Below are 16,054 nucleotides of genomic sequence, written 5' to 3'. Positions count from 1 at the left end.
CGTGTCGCGTAATGCGCGCATCGCGCGACGCGATGCGCCGATCCTGTCGCGACCCTAGTGCGTCGCGCCGTTCGATGCGCCGGCCGCCGCGACGGCCGGCGTCGCCGGCGCATCGGGCAACAGCGTCGGCCCCGGCACCGGCTGCGCGACGCCCGCCGCCGCGCCGCTCGCGAGCGGTGCGACGGGCGGCGCCGGCGCCTGCTCGGGCGCGCTCGCCGACGCGCCGCCGAGCGGCATCGTGATGCGCTGGCCGTTGCGCTCGAACACCACGGCGTCCGGCCCGATCGATACGACGGTCGCCCCCTCCTTCAGCCGTGCGCCTTCGAAATAGCGGCTGCCGTCGACCGTCTCGATGTAGCGCTGGTCGCCGTCGCCGGCGAACACGGTCGTGATCTCCGGAATGCCGGCCGTGCCGCCGAGCGTCGTCGCCGTGCGCGGCGCGGCCGCATCGGCATCGCGCACGTGATCGACCACCTCGAGCGCCGGGCGGGCGTCCTTCATGTAGTTGCGGATGCGCGGCTCGATCTGCGCGCGCGCGGCCGTGCCCGTCAGCTCGATCCGCCCGCGGCCGAGATACGTGACCGTCAGCGCCGTGTCGCTGAAATAGGTCTGCGCGGTCGCCACGAGATCGCTGACCACGTAGATGTTGCCCAGCGCCGCGTTGTCGACGCCCGCGACGATCTGCGCGACGCGCTCGCGCGCGGCCGGGTCGCTCACGTAGCCCGACACGATCACGCCGTCGTCGCGCGGCGCGACGGCCAGCTCCGGATACGCGTGCAGCAACTGCTGCAGCCGGTGCGTGCGCGCGAGCACCGATTCGTGCTGCCACGGCAGCCGCCCCGACCACGCGACGAAGCCGTAGCCGAGCGCGCCGAGCAGCACGCCCAGCCACAGCGCGACCAGCGCGATCACGAGCCGCCTGCTGCCGAGGCGGCGCAGCCCGCCCGTGAGCCAGCCGAGCCACGCGGCCTCGCGCGCGGCGTCCGGCGCGTCGGTTTCGTCGGGCAGCGCGACGCTCGCCTGCGCATGCCGCGCGATGCCGAGCCGGATCGAGCCGACCGTCACGACGTCGTTCGGCGTCAGCGAGCGGCGCCCGGTGCCGAGCGGCTCGTCGTTGAACAGCACCGGCGCGCCGGTGTCGCCGCCATGGTTCTGCACCGTCACCGCGAGCGCGCCGACCTGCAGGCACACCTGTTTCGCGCCGATCTCGCGATCGGGCAGGATCACTTCGCAATCGGCCGCCGTGCCGACCCAGTTCGCGCCACGCGCGAGCGACATCGTGCGGCCGTACATCGGCCCGCTCAGGAAGCACAGGTTCCACGGCGACGCGAGCGCGGCCGAGCCGGCCCCTGCGCCTCCCGCGCCGCCGGGCAATGCGCCTTCGCCGTGCGGTTCAATGATGCTCGTCGACATGCGTGACCACTCCTGCGGTCGTCGCCGGCTGCGCCGCCGCATCCGGCGGCGGCAACGCGGGCGGACCGAACTTCGTGCCGGGCAGCGGCTTCGGCGTCAGCGGGACGGCGATGTCGTTGTCCGGCGGGCGATACATCGACATCCCTTCCTGGTTCGCCGGACCGTCGACGCCGGGGTTCACGGGCGCGCCGTCCGGTGCATACATCGACGCGGTCGTCACCACGCGCGGCGTCAGCAGATAGAACCGCTCCATGTGATTGCCCGACTTGTCGGTGTACTTGAACAGGTTGCCGATCAGCGGGATGTCGGACAGCCACGGCACGCCGCTCTTGTTCAGCCGCACCTCGTCGTCGTTGAAACCGGCGATCAAGAGGCTCTTGCCTTCGTCGATCATCGTCTTGGTGACGATGTTGCGCTGCTGGATCACCGGCACGTTCGACACCGCCTGTCCCGGCACGATATTGCCGTCCTGGATGTCGATCGACATCATCACGCTCTGCGGATTGCCCGAGACGGCCGCCGCATTGCGGATCGCCTCGTCGACGATCATCGGCGTCACCTTGATGCTCGTGCCGGTCGTCACGCTGTACAGCGACGAATCCTGGTAGCCCGGCACCTGCACGTAGAACTGCGTGAGGTTCTCGAGGATCGCCTCGGTGTTGTCGAGCGCGAGCACCTTCGGCTTCGAACGCAGCTGCGCCTGGCCTTTCTGCGCGAGCGCGTTCACGCGCGTGAGCAGGTAATTGCGCAGCGAGCCGCCGATCGACGCGGTCAGCGCGATGCCGGTCGGCATGAAGGTGCCGGTCGACCCCGTTTCGGACGCGCCGACGCCGAACGTGAGCGGCGGATTGCCGGCGCCGTTGTACTGCGTGTTGCCGTTCAACGGGTTCGCGCCGTTGCCGATCTGCACGTCGCCGTGCGTCGTGTGCAGGCGCCAGTCGATCCCGAGGCTGTCGAGCGAATCCTCGTTGATGTCGATGATCGTCACGTTGATCTCGACGATGCGCGGCCGCTCGTCGAGCTGGCCGATCAGCGACTGGTAGCGGTACATGTTCTCCGGCAGGTCGCGCACGATCACCGCGTTGATCGCCGGATCGGCGACGATCTGCGGCAGCGTGTCGCCGCCGCCGTTGTTCGAGAACGGCGAGAATCCGCCGCCCAGGCTGCTGTCCGCACCGCCGTAACCGCCCTGCCGCGGGCCGCCGGAAATATCGGGGAAATCGAGCCGCGGCACCGCGATCGTCAGCCCCGAGCCGAGCTTCACCTGCCGCGCGGCCTGCCCGAGCGGCGTGCTCGACGGCGCCGCGGTCGTGCCGCCGCTCTTGCCGAACAGCCTGCGCAGGATCGTCGCGACGCCCGGCACCGTCACCTCCTTGCCCGAGCGGTTGATCGTGAAGTCCGACGCCCAGCCGTATTTCAGCCGGAACGCGCGAATGTCCGCATGCGCGCCGTTCGCCGACGGATCGCCGACCGAGCCGACCGCCTGTCGCACCAGCTCGACATAGCGGCGCGGGCCGGCCACGTACACGCTGTTCGCACGGTCGTTGATCACCAGCGTGTAGCGCTTGTCCGGAATCTGCATCGCCTGCAGCGCGCGGCCGATTTCGCCGGATGCGTTCGGCGGGATCGGGATCATCTGCGTCTGCGATTGGTCGGCCGGATCGACATACAGGAACGAGCCGTCGTAGTACCACGTGAGCCCGTAGGTCGAGCAGATCGTGTCGAGCGTCTGCTGCGGCGTGCCGGAGAAGCGGCCGCTGATCACGCCGTCGACCTTCGGGTCGACCACCGCCGTCACCCCCTGCGACGACGCGAGCTCGCGGATGAAGTCGCCGATCTTCTTGCCGTTCGCGACGATCGTGAACGGCTTGTTGCGCCAGCGCAGGTCCGCGGCGCGCGCATGCTGCGCGGGCGCCATGCACAGCGACGCCGTGAGCAGCGCGGTCGCGCACACGGCGAGCGCGGCCCGTTGCAGGCTGCGCGGTTGAAACCGGATCGAGGCGACGCGTCGACGCATCAAAGGACTCCTGTGGAAGAAACGAACATGCGTTCCAGCGCCTGCTGCGCGAAGCGCAGCACTTCGCCGCCGAGCCAGCCCGACAGCAGCACGAGCGCGACCATCACGGCGATCAGCCGCACCGCGATGCCGATATTGGCGTCCTGCACCTGCGTGACGGCCTGCAGGATCGCGACGACGAGGCCCGTGACGGTCGCGATCAGCACGATCGGCAGCGACAGCAGCAGCACCAGCATCAGCGCCTGGCGCGTCAGGTCGAGGATCGTCGAGCTCGTCATTGCACGGCCCCCGGCGCGCGCACGTCGGCGCCCGCGCCGACCGTGCCGTCGTCCGGCGGGTTCTTCACCCAGCCGACCGTATGCAACTGCACGTCCTCCTCGACTTCCTGGTACGACAGCACCGCGAGTTCGGGCAGCACCGGCTGCAGGATCGTCTTCACGTAGCGGCGCGCGCCGAGCGCGACCATCACCGCGAGCCGCGCGGCGCCCGGCGCGTTGCCGTGGCTGCCGGGGCCGGCCGCCTGCGCGGCCTGCACGATCGCGCGCACCTGCTCGCCGATGTCCTGCTTGACCGCGCTCGACAGCGCGAGGAAATTACCCTGCTTGGTGCGCATCACCGCGCTCTCGATCCGTTCCTGCAGGTTCTGCTCGAACAGCACGACCCGCAACTGGCGCGCCGTGCCCGCGTGACGATCGGTGATCATCCGGCGCAGGTCAACGCGCACGAGTTCGACCAGCGCGATCACGTCGTCGGGCTCGTTCGGCGCCCACGTGATCAGGCTCTCGAAAATCACGCGCAAATTGCGGATCGGCACCTGCTCGGCGAGCAGCCGGCGCAGCACCTCGGTCACGCGCTGCAGCGGCACGAGCCGCGTCAGTTCGCCCACGAGTTCCGGATGATCGCGGCGCACCAGATGCACGAGCGCCTGCGTCTCCTGGATGCCGAGCAGTTCGTCCGCATGCTGGCGCACGATCTGCTCGACGTGCGCGGCCAGCGCGCCCTCGCTCGACAGCCATTTGCCGTCCGGCGCCGCGCCGTCCGGCTTGATCCACAGCGCGGTCGCGAACGGGCCGAACGCCTCGGCCGGCTGGCGCTCCGCGCGCTCGGGCAGCGGCGCGACGCCGTCCCACAGCAGCCAGCCCGGCTTCAGCGCGCCGTGCGCGACGAGCACGTCCTGCAGGTAGATCCGGTACGTGCCGGCCGGCGCCCCCTCGTCGTCGTTCAGCGTGATGCGCGGAAACACCGTGCCGATGTCCGCGTCGACGCGCGCTTTCGCGCTCGACAACGCCGCCTGCAGTTGCGCGAGATTCAGGCCCGTACGCAGGTCGTCGGACAGCGACACCGCGATCAGCGACGTGACGCCCGCCGCATGCGACACCTTCGCGGGCTGGCCGTCGTCGGCCGCGCCGACGCGCCCCGCGACGTGAATCAGGTTGAAGCTCGGCGAGGACGTCTTGCGCTTGAGCTGCGAGAACGCGAAGACGCCGAGGCCGAGCGCGATCAGCGCGAACGACCATTTCGGAAAACCGGGCACGACGAGAAAACCGGTCAGCACGAACGCGGCGATCAGCAACGCACGCGGGTGCGCGCCCAATTGCTCGCCGAGCTGTTCGCCGAGCTGGCGCTGCCGCGCATCGCGCGTCGCGACGCGCGTCGTCACGATGCCCGCCGCGATCGACACGAGCAGCGACGGAATCTGCGACGCCATCCCGTCGCCGACCGTCAGGATCGCGTAACGCTGCAGCGCCTCGCCGATGTCCATCCCGTGCATCAGCGTACCGACCGCGATCCCCGCGACGATGTTGATGAACGCGATCACGAGCCCCGCGATCGCGTCGCCCTTCACGAACTTCATCGCGCCGTCCATCGCGCCGTGCATCTGCGATTCCTGCTCCAGCTTCTCGCGGCGCTCGCGGGCTTCGTCGGCGCTGATGATGCCCGCGCGCAGGTCGGCGTCGATGCTCATCTGCTTGCCCGGCATCGCGTCGAGCGAGAAGCGCGCGCCGACTTCGGCCACCCGCTCCGACCCTTTCGCGATCACGATGAACTGCACGACCGCGATCACGAGGAACACCACGCCGCCCACCACCACGTTGTTGCCGACCACCAGCCGCCCGAACGCATCGATTACGTGGCCGGCGTTCGCGTGCAGCAGGATCAGCTTGCACGACGCGATGTTCAGCGCGAGCCGGAACAGCGTCGTAAACAGCAGCAGCGCGGGAAACGACGAGAAGCTGACCGCGGACGGCACGTAGGTCGACACCGTCAGCAACACGACGCTCGCCGCGAGATTCAGCGAGATCATCCCGTCGAGCGCGGCCTGCGGCAGCGGCAGGATGAACAGCGCGACGACCGCGACGATGAAGGTCGCGAGAAACAGGTCGGCGCGCGGCGAGGCGCCTCCGAGGCGCCGTCCGGACACGCCGCGGCCGGCGGAAAACCACCGCTGCCAGTCGCGGGAGAGCGCCTTCGGTTCAGCCATCGTGCCGTTGTCCTGTCGTTGTCGCCGGCTGGCACGGGCAACCCTTCCCCGTGCTGCGCGGACCGTTGAATGGGACGAGTGTAGCGACGGGAAACGGCGGAAAAAGAAGCGCGCCTCGTAGCGCGAAAGCGCGTTTTCCTCAGACGATCGAATCGGACTACGAAACCCGGCGGCCCGCTCGGGCACGTGCCGCCGGAACCGCTTCCATCGCGCGCCGGGGGCCGGCGCGCGCCTGCGACGGGCGTCGGATCAGGACGGCAGCCGCCGCGCGGCGAGATACGCGAGCTGCGCGCGGTTCTGCACGTTGAAGAGCTTTTCCAGCGAGCGAATGTGGTGCGCGACTTTGTGCAGCGACGTACGCAGCGCGCTCGCGATCTCCTGGTCGGACAGCCCGTGCACGAGCCGGTCGAGCACCTGCTGCTGCTCGTCGCCGAGCGCGAAGCCGCGCATGCGCGCGACCCGCGCCTCGAGGAACGGCAGCGCGACGCGATGCACGGCAAGACTGACCGACAGCGCGCCGCCGATCACGCGATCGTCGATCCAGTCGGTGCCGTGCGTTTCCGACGTCACGTTCACCGCGACGCGCAGGTCAAGGTGCGGCGCCGACAGGCTGAAGATCACGCCGCTGTTCATCGCATGCGCGCGCAGATGGCCGGCGAGCGCGAGCACCTTGCGGTCGCCGCTGCCCTGCGCGGCCGCCTCGATCTCGTCGAGCCGCCACGCGACCGGGAAGCCGCTCTGCCGCACCTGCGCGAAGCGCGGATCGCTTTCGTACAGCATCCCCTCGATGAACGGCTGCATGAACGTCGCCGGCGCGAGGTCGCGCAGCAGATGCGCGCGCAGAATGCGCCGCCCGATCATTTCGTACGCGCCGTAACCGAGCGTACTGAATCCGATTTGCCGCAATCGCGCATGGCATTGCGCGAAATCGAATGACGCGAGGTCGCTTTTACCGGACGTTATTTGAATACCGGTAAAAACGTCGCGCTCGATTGCATGATATTCGTTCGAATAAGCGGCAGCGGCCGCTATATCGGCTTGTGAGAACCACTCGACGCGTGGTGCGCCGTCAGCATATGTCATGAGGAGCCCGCCCCTTTCCCAATATGTGAAACTGCGCCCCGTCACGATCTGGTCTTTTCTTTATGATTTTCTGGTCGTCGCCATAGGCGTGCGAATATGAACCTTTCGCCGCCATTCGTATTACGGCATATTACGCACACACCGGCATTTTTGTACAATGCCCCCGCGTTTCGTCAGGGATGACGATCGGCGCATATCACAACGATGCTCGGTCGCACCGCCGCGAATGCCGTACACGATACGGCCGCCGCCAGGCGATGCGCGTCGATTCCGAGGGATGGCTCATGTCCGATATTGCATTGCATGAAGAAGCGGTCGCCCCAACCACCTTGTCCCGCTCGTCGCGCGGATCGCACGCAAGCGCGGACGCGCTGCGCGAGCGCCCCGTGCAGGTCGTCTGGTGCGACGACGTGAAAGGCGGCGACGTCGCGCAGCCGCACGCGCCGAAGCTCGGCGTCGCCGATACGCTCGCGCACGCGCAGAGCACGGCCGAGCGCAACCGGATCGTCGCGAGCCTGCTGCATCTGACGGGCTTCTCGACGTTCGCGTACTTCGCACTCGAATTCACGCGCGAGCGCGTCGAAAGTCTTTACCTGCACGAAGCGTTCACGCCGGCCACCTATCGCGGCGACTACGTGCGTCACAACCATCACGACGTCGATCCGCGCACGCTCGGCGCGCGCGTGTGCAACATGCCGATCGTGTGGGATCTGCAGCAATTGCGCCGCGAACACCGCGAGCGCGACGACGCGCCGTGCGTGAGCCCGGCCGCGCTCGACGGCTTCCTGCAGACGATGCAGGACGACGGGATGTGCAGCGGCATCATGTATTCGATGGCCGTGCCGGGCACGCGGCTGCACGCGTTCATGAGCTTCACCGCGCCGCGCCGCACGCGCGAATGGATCACGCCGGCGACGATCGAGCAGGCACTGTCGATCGGGCTGTCGGTACACAAGTTCGCGTCGCCTCAACTGATCTCGACGTCGCGCGAGCGCGCGGTCAACGGGCTCACGCCGTTCGAGCAAGAGTTGCTGCTCGGCATCGCCGAAGGTGCGTCCGACAAGGAAATCGGCCGGCGTCTCGACACCAGCGCGCACAACGTCGACTATCACCTGCGCAAGCTGCGCAAGCGCTTCGGCGTCGCGAACCGGATCCAGCTCACGTACCTGACGTCGAAGCTCGAGCTGATCTGAGCACGGGCGCGGCGCGGGCGCCGCTTCGCGAAACCGGGCGCACATACGCACATGCCGGCCTCGCGGGCCGGCATGCATGGGTTGCGGCGCGGCGCCGGGTCCGGCGCCGCGTCCTGTCAGACGGGCAGCATTACTTCAGCAACGTCATCTGAACGACCTTCACGATCACGAGACCGACCGCGATCACCAGATAGCCACGCAGCACGGCCATCCAGATCCGCGTCACGAGCGTCATGTTCTGCGGCTCGAGCGTGTCGAGCGGCGGCATGCGCCACGTGTCGCGCAGCGAACGGTCGACGGCCGGCTCGACGACGCGCTTGTGGCGGCGAATCAGCACCGTCGCGAGATAGCCGGCGATGGCGAGCACGGTGCCGCCCACCAGCACGTCGACGATCGCTTCCCCGCTGATGTCCGGATACATCACCGACGCGGTCAGGATGATCGACAGCAGCACCAGCACCCAGATCACCGCGCCCGTGAACACGTTGAGCTTCGTCGAGTTGACCCACGGCCCCAGCACCTGGCGATCGTTGCACAGCACCAGCAGGAACACCGTCGCGCTCGGCAGCAACACGCCGGCCAGTGTCTGCACGGCTTCGGTCAGCAGCCCGAGCGGGCTGCCCGGGATCAGCACGAGCGTGGCCGCGGCCGCGACGATGCCGAAATAGACGAGATAGAAGCCCTTCGCGTCGGTCACGCCGCGGTGCAGCGAGTGGCGGATCTTGAACACGTCGCCGATCGCGTACGCGGTCGACAGCGACACGGCCGCCGCGCCGATGATGCATGCGTCGAGCAAGGCGACCGCGAACAGCGTCGCGCTCGTGCGGCCCGCATACTTCTCGAGGCCCGCGATGACGCCGCCCGCGTCGGTGAAGTTGCCGGCTTCCGGATGGCCGCCGAACAGCGCCGAGCTGAAGCCGATCATCGCGACCGCCCCCACCAGCACGAACGCGATGCCGATCCACAAGTCGACCTTTTCATATTTCATGAAGCGCGGCGTGATGCGCTTGTCGATCACGTAGCTCTGCTGGAAGAACAATTGCCATGGCGCGACCGTCGTGCCGACGATGCCGATCACGAGCAGCATCACGTCGGACAGCTTCGCGTGCGCGGGCCAGTTCGGCACGAAGAAATCGCGCGTCATCTGCGCGACGGGCGGGTGGATCGAGACGAGCACCGGCACGAGCAGCAGGCTCAGCACGCACAGCCCGATCGCGAACCGCTCGAAGCGCCGGAAATCGCCGGTACTGACCGCGGCCATCGTCAGCGCCGCGGCGACACACACGCCGGTCACCTTCGGCAATCCGAAGAAATCCAGCACGAACGTGATGCCGATGAACTCGGTGACGATGGTCAGCGCGTTGAGCAGGAACAGGTCGATCACGCTGAACGCGCCCCAGAACTTGCCGAAGCGCTCGAAGATCAGGCGCGCATGGCCAACGCCCGTGACCGCGCCGAGGCGCAGCACCATTTCCTGGTTCACGTAGAGCACGGGCACGAGCAGCAGCAGGGTCCACAGCAGCGTCGTGCCGTAGTTCTGGCCGGCCTGCGTATAGGTGCCGAATGCGCCGGCGTCGTTGTCACCGACCATCACGATCAGGCCCGGGCCGATGATCGCGAGCAGCGTGCGCAAGCGCGCCCACCACGTGCCGCGCGCGCCGGTGTCGTGGTGCGCGATCGTGCCGAGCGCACCGCGAATGTCGCCCAGATGGGCTTCGTCGAGCACGGCGCCGCGATCGGCCGCGATCGGTGGAGAGACGTTGGATGGCGTGGACATGATGTATTCCGTACGGCTAAGGGTTGTTCGATAAGCGTGTGACCTTGGAATGCGCACGCGGCGCCCGCCCTCGGGCGGCTGCGCGTGCGCATGCCGAGGCGCGCTCGGCGTTTCTTCTCAGTGGATCAACGATTTCAGCTGGTTCAGCAGGCGGGCGAACACCCGCGGACGGGCATCGAGCGTCAGCATCGCGTCGTAGTGGTGGCGCGATTCCGTGACGTGCGGAAAGTTCGACAGCAGAAGGCCGAAGTTCATGGTCTGGCTCCGTGCGGCGACGGCAGGCGTGCCGGCCGCGTCGTGGGCGCGGGGCCAGTCCGGGGCCTGAACGACGTGTCAGGCTAGTCGGCCGGATTGTCCCCGCGACCCGGGTTCGAAAGGGTCTGCGTATGCAACGGGCATAAGGGACAACTGTCACTGTCGTTCATGGCGGCTCCTGTGCGGTGTTCCGGGGAACACGGTTGACCGCCGTCCGGCTTGCGGGCCGGCATTCGCGCGCCCGGAGAACGGATGCGCGAACGCGGCCGCCTGCCGGGCGGCGGTGAAACCGGGCAACGCATGCGAAAACGCATCACGCTAACCGGCGCGAATCAAGGTGCACGTAGGGAGTGGCTGCGAAGTACTGCTGCGCGCACCGTTTGCCCGGGAGACAAACGGCGGCTTCGATGAGGCGCGGACGTCGGTCGCTCAGGCGGAAATTTCGTTCGAAGATCGACTACTGCAGGCGTCCAAGGCGGCGGCCCCAAGAGTGAAGATGGCGGATTCTATGGACCGCCCGAAAGTGAAGTCAACCCCTCGAAACCTCATTTTTCGAAATAAATTTCCCGCCCGCCGCGATTGAAAGATTTCACCCTGAAATAACGTTCCGAAACCTTTCAGTGCCGTCATGAGGCGGCCACGCGCCGATGCGCGCGAGCAACGGCCCGGCACCCCGCCGCGCATCCTTTTCGCCATCGGCGGGCGGCCGCGTGGCGGCGCCGCTGCGCCGCGACGCGCGCACCACACAGCGCATCTTTCGTGCGTTTTTTACTTGCGCCGCAGCAAAAGTCGCGACTACAATCCGCCCCAATTCATCACGGGAGACCCTCCGTGGACACATGCTCTAGTTGTAGTTCGATGCCGGTCCAGGCCGGCCAAGCCATCGCGAGATAGCAGCCAGACGCATGTCTTTTGCCGCTAGCTCGCACTCGTCGGGTTAGCGCGCCTCCACCCGGGCCGGCCATCGCCGGTTCGTCAGTCGCACGCTCCGCCATGTTCCATCCTCCGATCGCAGGCCGCGTCACGCACCCGCGCTCGATCACGTCGTCCGGCGTTCGCCGGACGCAACGGAGGCAGCGTCATGTTCTTTCAATCGTTCGCGGTCAGACTCAAGCGCATCGTGCTCGTCGCGTGCAACTGCTCGTTTTCCGGCCGCGCATCGTTCGCCCGGGCATTCGGCCACTGGCGCGGCCGGGCGCTCGCCCATGCACCGGCGCCGCGCCCGCTCGACTGCCTGCTCATCGCCGCGACGGCGACCGCGGTCGCGCTCGCCGCGCTGCTGTGCTCGGTCGCGCCCCGCGTCGGCTTCGCGCACGTGTGGCGCGTCGGCGGCTGGCTGCCGTAAGCCCTTCTCCGCGCGGGCCGTCTCGTCGCATGCCCCCGCATCCCGTTCCCGTTTCCTCAGCTTAACTAATCAAACTGCCAACGGAACCCAAATGAAGAACCCGCTCTCACCCATCCCGCGCAAGCGTCGCGCCGATGCGCTCGCCGCGCTGCTGCTGTCGCTCGCCGCCACCTCCGCATTCGCACAAGCAGCGTCCGCCGCCGAACCGGCGGCCGGCGCGGGCGACGCTACCGCCCCCACGCAACAGGCCGCCGATGCTGCCGCGCCCGCGCCCACCGGCCTCTGGGAACGCTCGAACCTGCTCGGCAACATGGGCGGCCTGCGTGACGTGCTCGACGAGCACGGCGTCACGCTGAGCCTGCAGGAAACCAGCGAGTATCTGTACAACACGTCCGGCGGCACGGGTCGCGGCGGCGCGTACCAGGGGCTCACGCAATTCGGTTTCGACGTCGATACCGGCAAGGCGATCGGCCTGCCGGGCGGCACGTTCAACGTGTCGGGGCTGCAGATCCACGGCACCAACCTCACGCAGCGCTACCTGCAGACGTTGCAGACCGCGACCGGCATCGAGGCCAATTCGACCACCCGCCTGTGGGAACTCTGGTACCAGCAGTCGCTGCTCGACGGCAAGGTCGACGTGAAAGTCGGCCAGCAGAGCGTCGACCAGGAATTCATGGTGAGCCAGAATGCGGCGACGTTCATGAACGCGACGTTCGGCTGGCCCGTGCTGCCGTCCACCGACCTGCCGTCCGGCGGCCCCGCGTATCCGCTGTCGTCGCTCGGCGTGCGGCTGCGCGTGAAACCGGCCGACGCGTGGACCGCGATGGTCGGCGTGTTCGACGGCAACCCGGCCGGCCGCGCCGACGGCGACGCGCAGGTGCTGAACGCGCATGGCACCAACTTCAACCTGCGCAGCGGCGCATTCGTGATCGGCGAAGTGCAGTACGCGCTGAACGCGCCGCCCGCCGATCCGAAGGCCTCGCAACCGGCGGGCCTGCCCGGCACGTACAAACTCGGCTTCTGGTATCACTCGCAGCATGCGAACGATCCGCGCTACGGCGCCGACGGGTTGTCGCTCGCCGATCCGGCGAGCAACGGTACCCCTGCCACGCATCGCGGCAACTACGGCTTTTATGCGGTCGCGGATCAGATGGTGTGGCGGCCGTCCGCCGACAGCCCGCGCTCGGTCGGCGTGTTCGCGCGCGTGATGGGCTCGCCGGGCGATCGCAATGTCGTCGATTTCGCCGCCAACGCCGGCGTGACGCTGAAGGCGCCGTTCGCCGGACGCGACAACGACGTCGCCGGCATCGCGATCGGCTACGCGAAGATCGGCTCGCATGCGCGCGGCCTCGACGGCGACACCGGTACGTACACGACGCCCGGCTATCCGGTGCGCCGTGCGGAGACGGTCGTCGAGGCGACCTATCAGTACCAGATCGCTCCATGGTGGCAAGTGCAGGCCGACCTGCAGCACTTCTTCCGCCCGGGCGGCGGCATCCCGAACCCGAACGCGGCCGGCGCGCGCATCGGCGACGAAACGGTGGTCGGCGTGCGCACGACGATCACGTTCTGACGCCCGCCGCATGAAAACACGGGCCGGACGGCCGCTTGCGCGACGGTCCGGCCCGTGGGGTTGCCTGCCGTGCAAGCACACGGCCCGCCCGCGGCTTACCCGCGGTGCATTACTCGCCGTACAGCCCCAGCAGCTTCAGCGTGACGCCGTTGGTCCAGCCGAAGCCGTCCTGCAACGGATATTCGCCGCCCCCGCCGCCGCCCGTGCCGGTGCCCTCGACCACGTATTTCTCGACGAGCTTGCCTTCGGTCGCGTACACGTGCTTCACGTCGGACAGGAAACGCGTGCCGATGTCCTTCGCGAGCGCCGGCTCGCCGTAACGGCGCAGCCCGTCGATCGCGATCCACTGCAGCGGCGCCCAGCCGTTCGGCGCATCCCACTGCTGGCCCGTGTTCTCGGTCGTCGTCGCGAGGCCGCCCGGCTGCAGCAGCGTCTTGCGCACTTCGCGCGCGGTCGCCTTCGCGCGCTCCGGCCACGCGACGCCCGCGAACAACGGATACAGCGCGGCCGCCGTCACGCCGTCGCGCGGCTTGCGCAACTGCCAGTCATAGTCGCCGTAATAGCCGCGACGGTTCCACAGGTAACGATTGATCGCGGCCGCACGCCGCGCCGCGCGCCCTGAAAAATCGGCCACGCAGGCGATGTCGCGCGTGATCGCGCAGCCCTTCACGATCGTCGTCTCGAGATGGAACATCAGGCTGTTCAGGTCGACCGGCACGATCGAGGTCGTGCGGATCGTCGCGAGCGTCTTGCCGTCACCGAACCAGCGCGAGCTGTAGTCCCACCCGCTTTCGGCGCCCGCGCGCAGGTCGCGGTACACCTCGTTCGCCGGGCGGGACGGCACCGATTTCGCGGTGGTCACGTCCTCGAGATACGACTCGTCGCGCGGCGTGTCGCTCGCATCCCAGTAGCGGTTCAGCACGGCGCCGTCGGGCATCGCGACCACGTTGCGCGCCGCCTGCCCGCGCGGCGTCGTGGTTTCGCCCTGCATCCAGTACGCATACTCCTTGCGCAGCGCCGGCAGGTATTTCTGGTAGACCTTGTCGCCTTCGGCCTGCGCGGCGAGCGTGACCATGTACGCGAAGAACGGCGGCTGCGAACGGCTCGCGTAGTACGTGCGGTTGCCGTTCGGGATGTGCCCGATCGTATCGATCAGATATGCGAAGTTGTCGAGCATGTCGTCGACGAGATCCTCGCGCCCCGACACCTGCAGCCCGAGCATCGTGAAATAGGTATCCCAGTAGTAGCCTTCGCGGAAACGGCCACCCGGCACGACGTACGGCTTCGGCATGGGAATCAGCGAACTGTACGGGGGCGCCGTGACGCTCGTGCGCGTGAGCTGCGGCCACAGCCAGTCGATATGCTGGCGCAGCGTCTGATTCGGCGGCGGCGTCACGCCGCCTTCCGGGGGCGGCGTGAAATGCTGGTCGACGAACGCCTTCAGCGAGAAGCCCGGCTGCGATTTCTGTTGCTGATACAACTGCACGATCGTCGCGGGGTCGGTATCGGGCGTGGCGTCGACGAAGGTCTTCTGGTCGGGGTAGAGCTGCGCGGTCTGCACCGCGACGAACAGGTCGCCGTAGAGCTGGCTCGGCGGCGGCAGCAGCGTGCCCGACGCGGGAGCGGGAGCGGCTGCGGTGGTGGCAGGCATCGCGGACTGGCTGGCCGCTTGCGCGGCGGCCTGGTTCGCATTGTCGGCCTGCGCGGCGCAACCGGCGACGGCGAGATAGGCGATGGCCAGTGCAGCAGCCCAGCGCAGACGCGGCGCGGGCGGTGACTGGCGCGACGGGAAGCGAGATGCAAGCGGTGCGGCACGACGTGACGTCATGGCGTGTCCCCTCCTTTCGATGGTGAGTGGATCGGCACGAGGTCTCGTTCGCGCGCGCGTTCGTCTCGATGGCCTTCGATCGATACGCGTCATGTTGTGGAGCGAATGGGTGCGACTGTCGCACGAAACATGCATATCAAGCAAGTTTCGATTCGCGCGACTCCCGGAGATAGCCGCGCACCGCCCGCCACGCGCGCGCGTCGAGCGCATCCGCATCGGTCTCGCCGCGCGCGCCCGCCGCGTCGACGATGCCTTTCACGATCGCGAGCAGATCGTGCGCGACGACGTCGGGCGCGGCGACGCGCGGCGCATCCCGCAACCCGAGCGCATGCAGCAACGTCGCGTGGATGCGGTCCGCGACGCGCGCGGTGCGCGCGCCGAGCGGCAACCGCGCCTCCTCGAAATCGATCAGCCGCGCGAGCGCCGGCCGGCGCATCTGGTGCGCGACGGCCCCGCGCACCAGCGTGCGCAGCACGTCGTCGCAGGACGACAGCGCGGCCGCCCGCTCGACGTCGTCGAGCAGATGCGCGCTCTCGCGCTCGACGAGCGCAGCGGTCAGCGCATCGCGGTTCGGGAAATATTGGTAGAGCGAGCCGATACTCACGCCGGCCAGCGCGGCGACGGCGTTCGTCGTGTAACCGTCGAAGCCGTCGCGCTCGAGAATGCGAGCGGCAGCCTCGACGATCGCATCGACGGTGGCCACCGAGCGGCGCTGGCGCGGCGCCTTGCGCGGCGAAAGCGGAATGCGCGACGACGATTCGGACATGGCGGGAGGCGGGCTTGAATATGAGCAATCGCTCATATTTTAGGAACGTCCTGCCGCTCCGTCAAAAGGCATCGATCCGGCCGGCCAACGTCGATCCACTCGTCGCATTCGAGCGCCAACGCGCGGTCGACGCGCCGTGCGACACACCGTTCGGCGATCACTGCGGCGACGTCCAGCCCGGCATCGAAAACGCGCCCACGCTCCGCTGCGGCGACACTGCGTTGTTCGTGCCAGGCAACGCATGCGGCACGCACCGGCAACGCATCGCTCGCACATGCGCAGTCGTCCCTTCGCCGCCATCCTCCGGAAAAGACGACTGTTG

At 68.2% G+C, this 16,054-nt stretch carries 12 protein-coding genes; 3 read left to right on the top strand and 9 right to left on the bottom strand.

The window, feature by feature from the left end; translation table 11 throughout:
- Positions 1-54: 54 nt before the first annotated feature.
- From sctD to WT97_RS01065, 5 genes are all read right to left on the bottom strand, one after another.
- On the bottom strand, positions 55-1,413 hold the full coding sequence (sctD, locus tag WT97_RS01085) for a type III secretion system inner membrane ring subunit SctD (protein WP_060352649.1): 1,359 nt from the start codon (positions 1,411-1,413) through the stop codon (positions 55-57).
- Positions 1,394-3,430: a type III secretion system outer membrane ring subunit SctC gene (sctC, locus tag WT97_RS01080; RefSeq protein ID WP_059793372.1), complete on the bottom strand. Its 2,037-nt coding sequence runs from the start codon at positions 3,428-3,430 to the stop codon at positions 1,394-1,396. Before sctC ends, sctD begins: the two co-directional genes overlap by 20 nt.
- Entirely contained in the window at positions 3,430-3,708 is a 279-nt protein-coding gene (gene sctS / locus WT97_RS01075; RefSeq protein WP_006480854.1) for a type III secretion system export apparatus subunit SctS, read from the bottom strand. The genes sctC and sctS overlap by 1 nt, the downstream gene beginning before the upstream one ends.
- A complete protein-coding gene (sctV, locus tag WT97_RS01070; protein ID WP_059502593.1) occupies positions 3,705-5,912 on the bottom strand; it encodes a type III secretion system export apparatus subunit SctV in 2,208 nt (735 codons plus the stop codon). Before sctV ends, sctS begins: the two co-directional genes overlap by 4 nt.
- Positions 5,913-6,161: 249 nt before the next feature.
- Positions 6,162-6,995, bottom strand: a complete 834-nt coding sequence (locus WT97_RS01065) for an autoinducer binding domain-containing protein (RefSeq protein WP_060352648.1) — start codon at positions 6,993-6,995, stop codon at positions 6,162-6,164.
- Between the two features lie 284 nt (positions 6,996-7,279).
- Here WT97_RS01065 and WT97_RS01060 point away from each other — a divergent pair, with 284 nt between their 5' ends.
- Positions 7,280-8,188, top strand: a complete 909-nt coding sequence (locus WT97_RS01060) for a LuxR family transcriptional regulator (protein WP_059502801.1) — start codon at positions 7,280-7,282, stop codon at positions 8,186-8,188.
- Positions 8,189-8,318: 130 nt separating this feature from the next.
- Here WT97_RS01060 and WT97_RS01055 read toward each other — a convergent pair whose 3' ends face one another.
- Entirely contained in the window at positions 8,319-9,965 is a 1,647-nt protein-coding gene (locus WT97_RS01055; protein ID WP_060352647.1) for an NRAMP family divalent metal transporter, read from the bottom strand.
- Between the two features lie 117 nt (positions 9,966-10,082).
- Positions 10,083-10,220: a hypothetical protein gene (locus WT97_RS34450; RefSeq protein ID WP_179949692.1), complete on the bottom strand. Its 138-nt coding sequence runs from the start codon at positions 10,218-10,220 to the stop codon at positions 10,083-10,085.
- Positions 10,221-11,301: 1,081 nt separating this feature from the next.
- Here WT97_RS34450 and WT97_RS01050 point away from each other — a divergent pair.
- Entirely contained in the window at positions 11,302-11,565 is a 264-nt protein-coding gene (locus WT97_RS01050) for a hypothetical protein (protein ID WP_060352646.1), read from the top strand.
- Between the two features lie 91 nt (positions 11,566-11,656).
- Complete coding sequence (locus WT97_RS01045; RefSeq protein WP_060352645.1) at positions 11,657-13,138, top strand: carbohydrate porin; 1,482 nt, start codon at positions 11,657-11,659, stop codon at positions 13,136-13,138.
- A 109-nt stretch (positions 13,139-13,247) separates the two neighbouring features.
- On the opposite strand, the gene treA is transcribed toward WT97_RS01045, so the two are convergent.
- Together treA and WT97_RS01035 are read right to left on the bottom strand one after the other, a co-directional pair.
- Positions 13,248-14,966, bottom strand: coding sequence for an alpha,alpha-trehalase TreA (treA, locus tag WT97_RS01040; RefSeq protein WP_060034650.1), 1,719 nt, complete (start codon positions 14,964-14,966; stop codon positions 13,248-13,250).
- A 136-nt stretch (positions 14,967-15,102) separates the two neighbouring features.
- The gene (locus WT97_RS01035; protein ID WP_059502580.1) at positions 15,103-15,732 is read right to left on the bottom strand and encodes a TetR/AcrR family transcriptional regulator; all 630 of its coding nucleotides are present in this window, start codon (positions 15,730-15,732) and stop codon (positions 15,103-15,105) included.
- Positions 15,733-16,054: the final 322 nt, after the last annotated feature.

Origin of the sequence: Burkholderia sp. MSMB1459WGS, from assembly GCF_001534535.1 — a bacterium.
Taxonomy (GTDB): Bacteria; Pseudomonadota; Gammaproteobacteria; order Burkholderiales; family Burkholderiaceae; genus Burkholderia.
The sequence above is the reverse complement of the archived record's forward strand: the minus strand, read 5'-3'. Positions and strand labels throughout refer to the sequence as shown.

Coding starts and splice junctions, on each gene's coding strand:
- WT97_RS01055 (WP_060352647.1), bottom strand. CDS start 9,965: ATGTCCACGCCATCCAACGTCTCTCCACCGATCGCGGCCGATCGCGGC.
- treA (WP_060034650.1), bottom strand. CDS start 14,966: ATGACGTCACGTCGTGCCGCACCGCTTGCATCTCGCTTCCCGTCGCGC.
- sctV (WP_059502593.1), bottom strand. CDS start 5,912: ATGGCTGAACCGAAGGCGCTCTCCCGCGACTGGCAGCGGTGGTTTTCC.
- sctC (WP_059793372.1), bottom strand. CDS start 3,430: ATGCGTCGACGCGTCGCCTCGATCCGGTTTCAACCGCGCAGCCTGCAA.
- sctD (WP_060352649.1), bottom strand. CDS start 1,413: ATGTCGACGAGCATCATTGAACCGCACGGCGAAGGCGCATTGCCCGGC.
- WT97_RS01045 (WP_060352645.1), top strand. CDS start 11,657: ATGAAGAACCCGCTCTCACCCATCCCGCGCAAGCGTCGCGCCGATGCG.
- sctS (WP_006480854.1), bottom strand. CDS start 3,708: ATGACGAGCTCGACGATCCTCGACCTGACGCGCCAGGCGCTGATGCTG.
- WT97_RS01065 (WP_060352648.1), bottom strand. CDS start 6,995: ATGACATATGCTGACGGCGCACCACGCGTCGAGTGGTTCTCACAAGCC.
- WT97_RS01035 (WP_059502580.1), bottom strand. CDS start 15,732: ATGTCCGAATCGTCGTCGCGCATTCCGCTTTCGCCGCGCAAGGCGCCG.
- WT97_RS01060 (WP_059502801.1), top strand. CDS start 7,280: ATGTCCGATATTGCATTGCATGAAGAAGCGGTCGCCCCAACCACCTTG.
- WT97_RS01050 (WP_060352646.1), top strand. CDS start 11,302: ATGTTCTTTCAATCGTTCGCGGTCAGACTCAAGCGCATCGTGCTCGTC.
- WT97_RS34450 (WP_179949692.1), bottom strand. CDS start 10,220: ATGAACTTCGGCCTTCTGCTGTCGAACTTTCCGCACGTCACGGAATCG.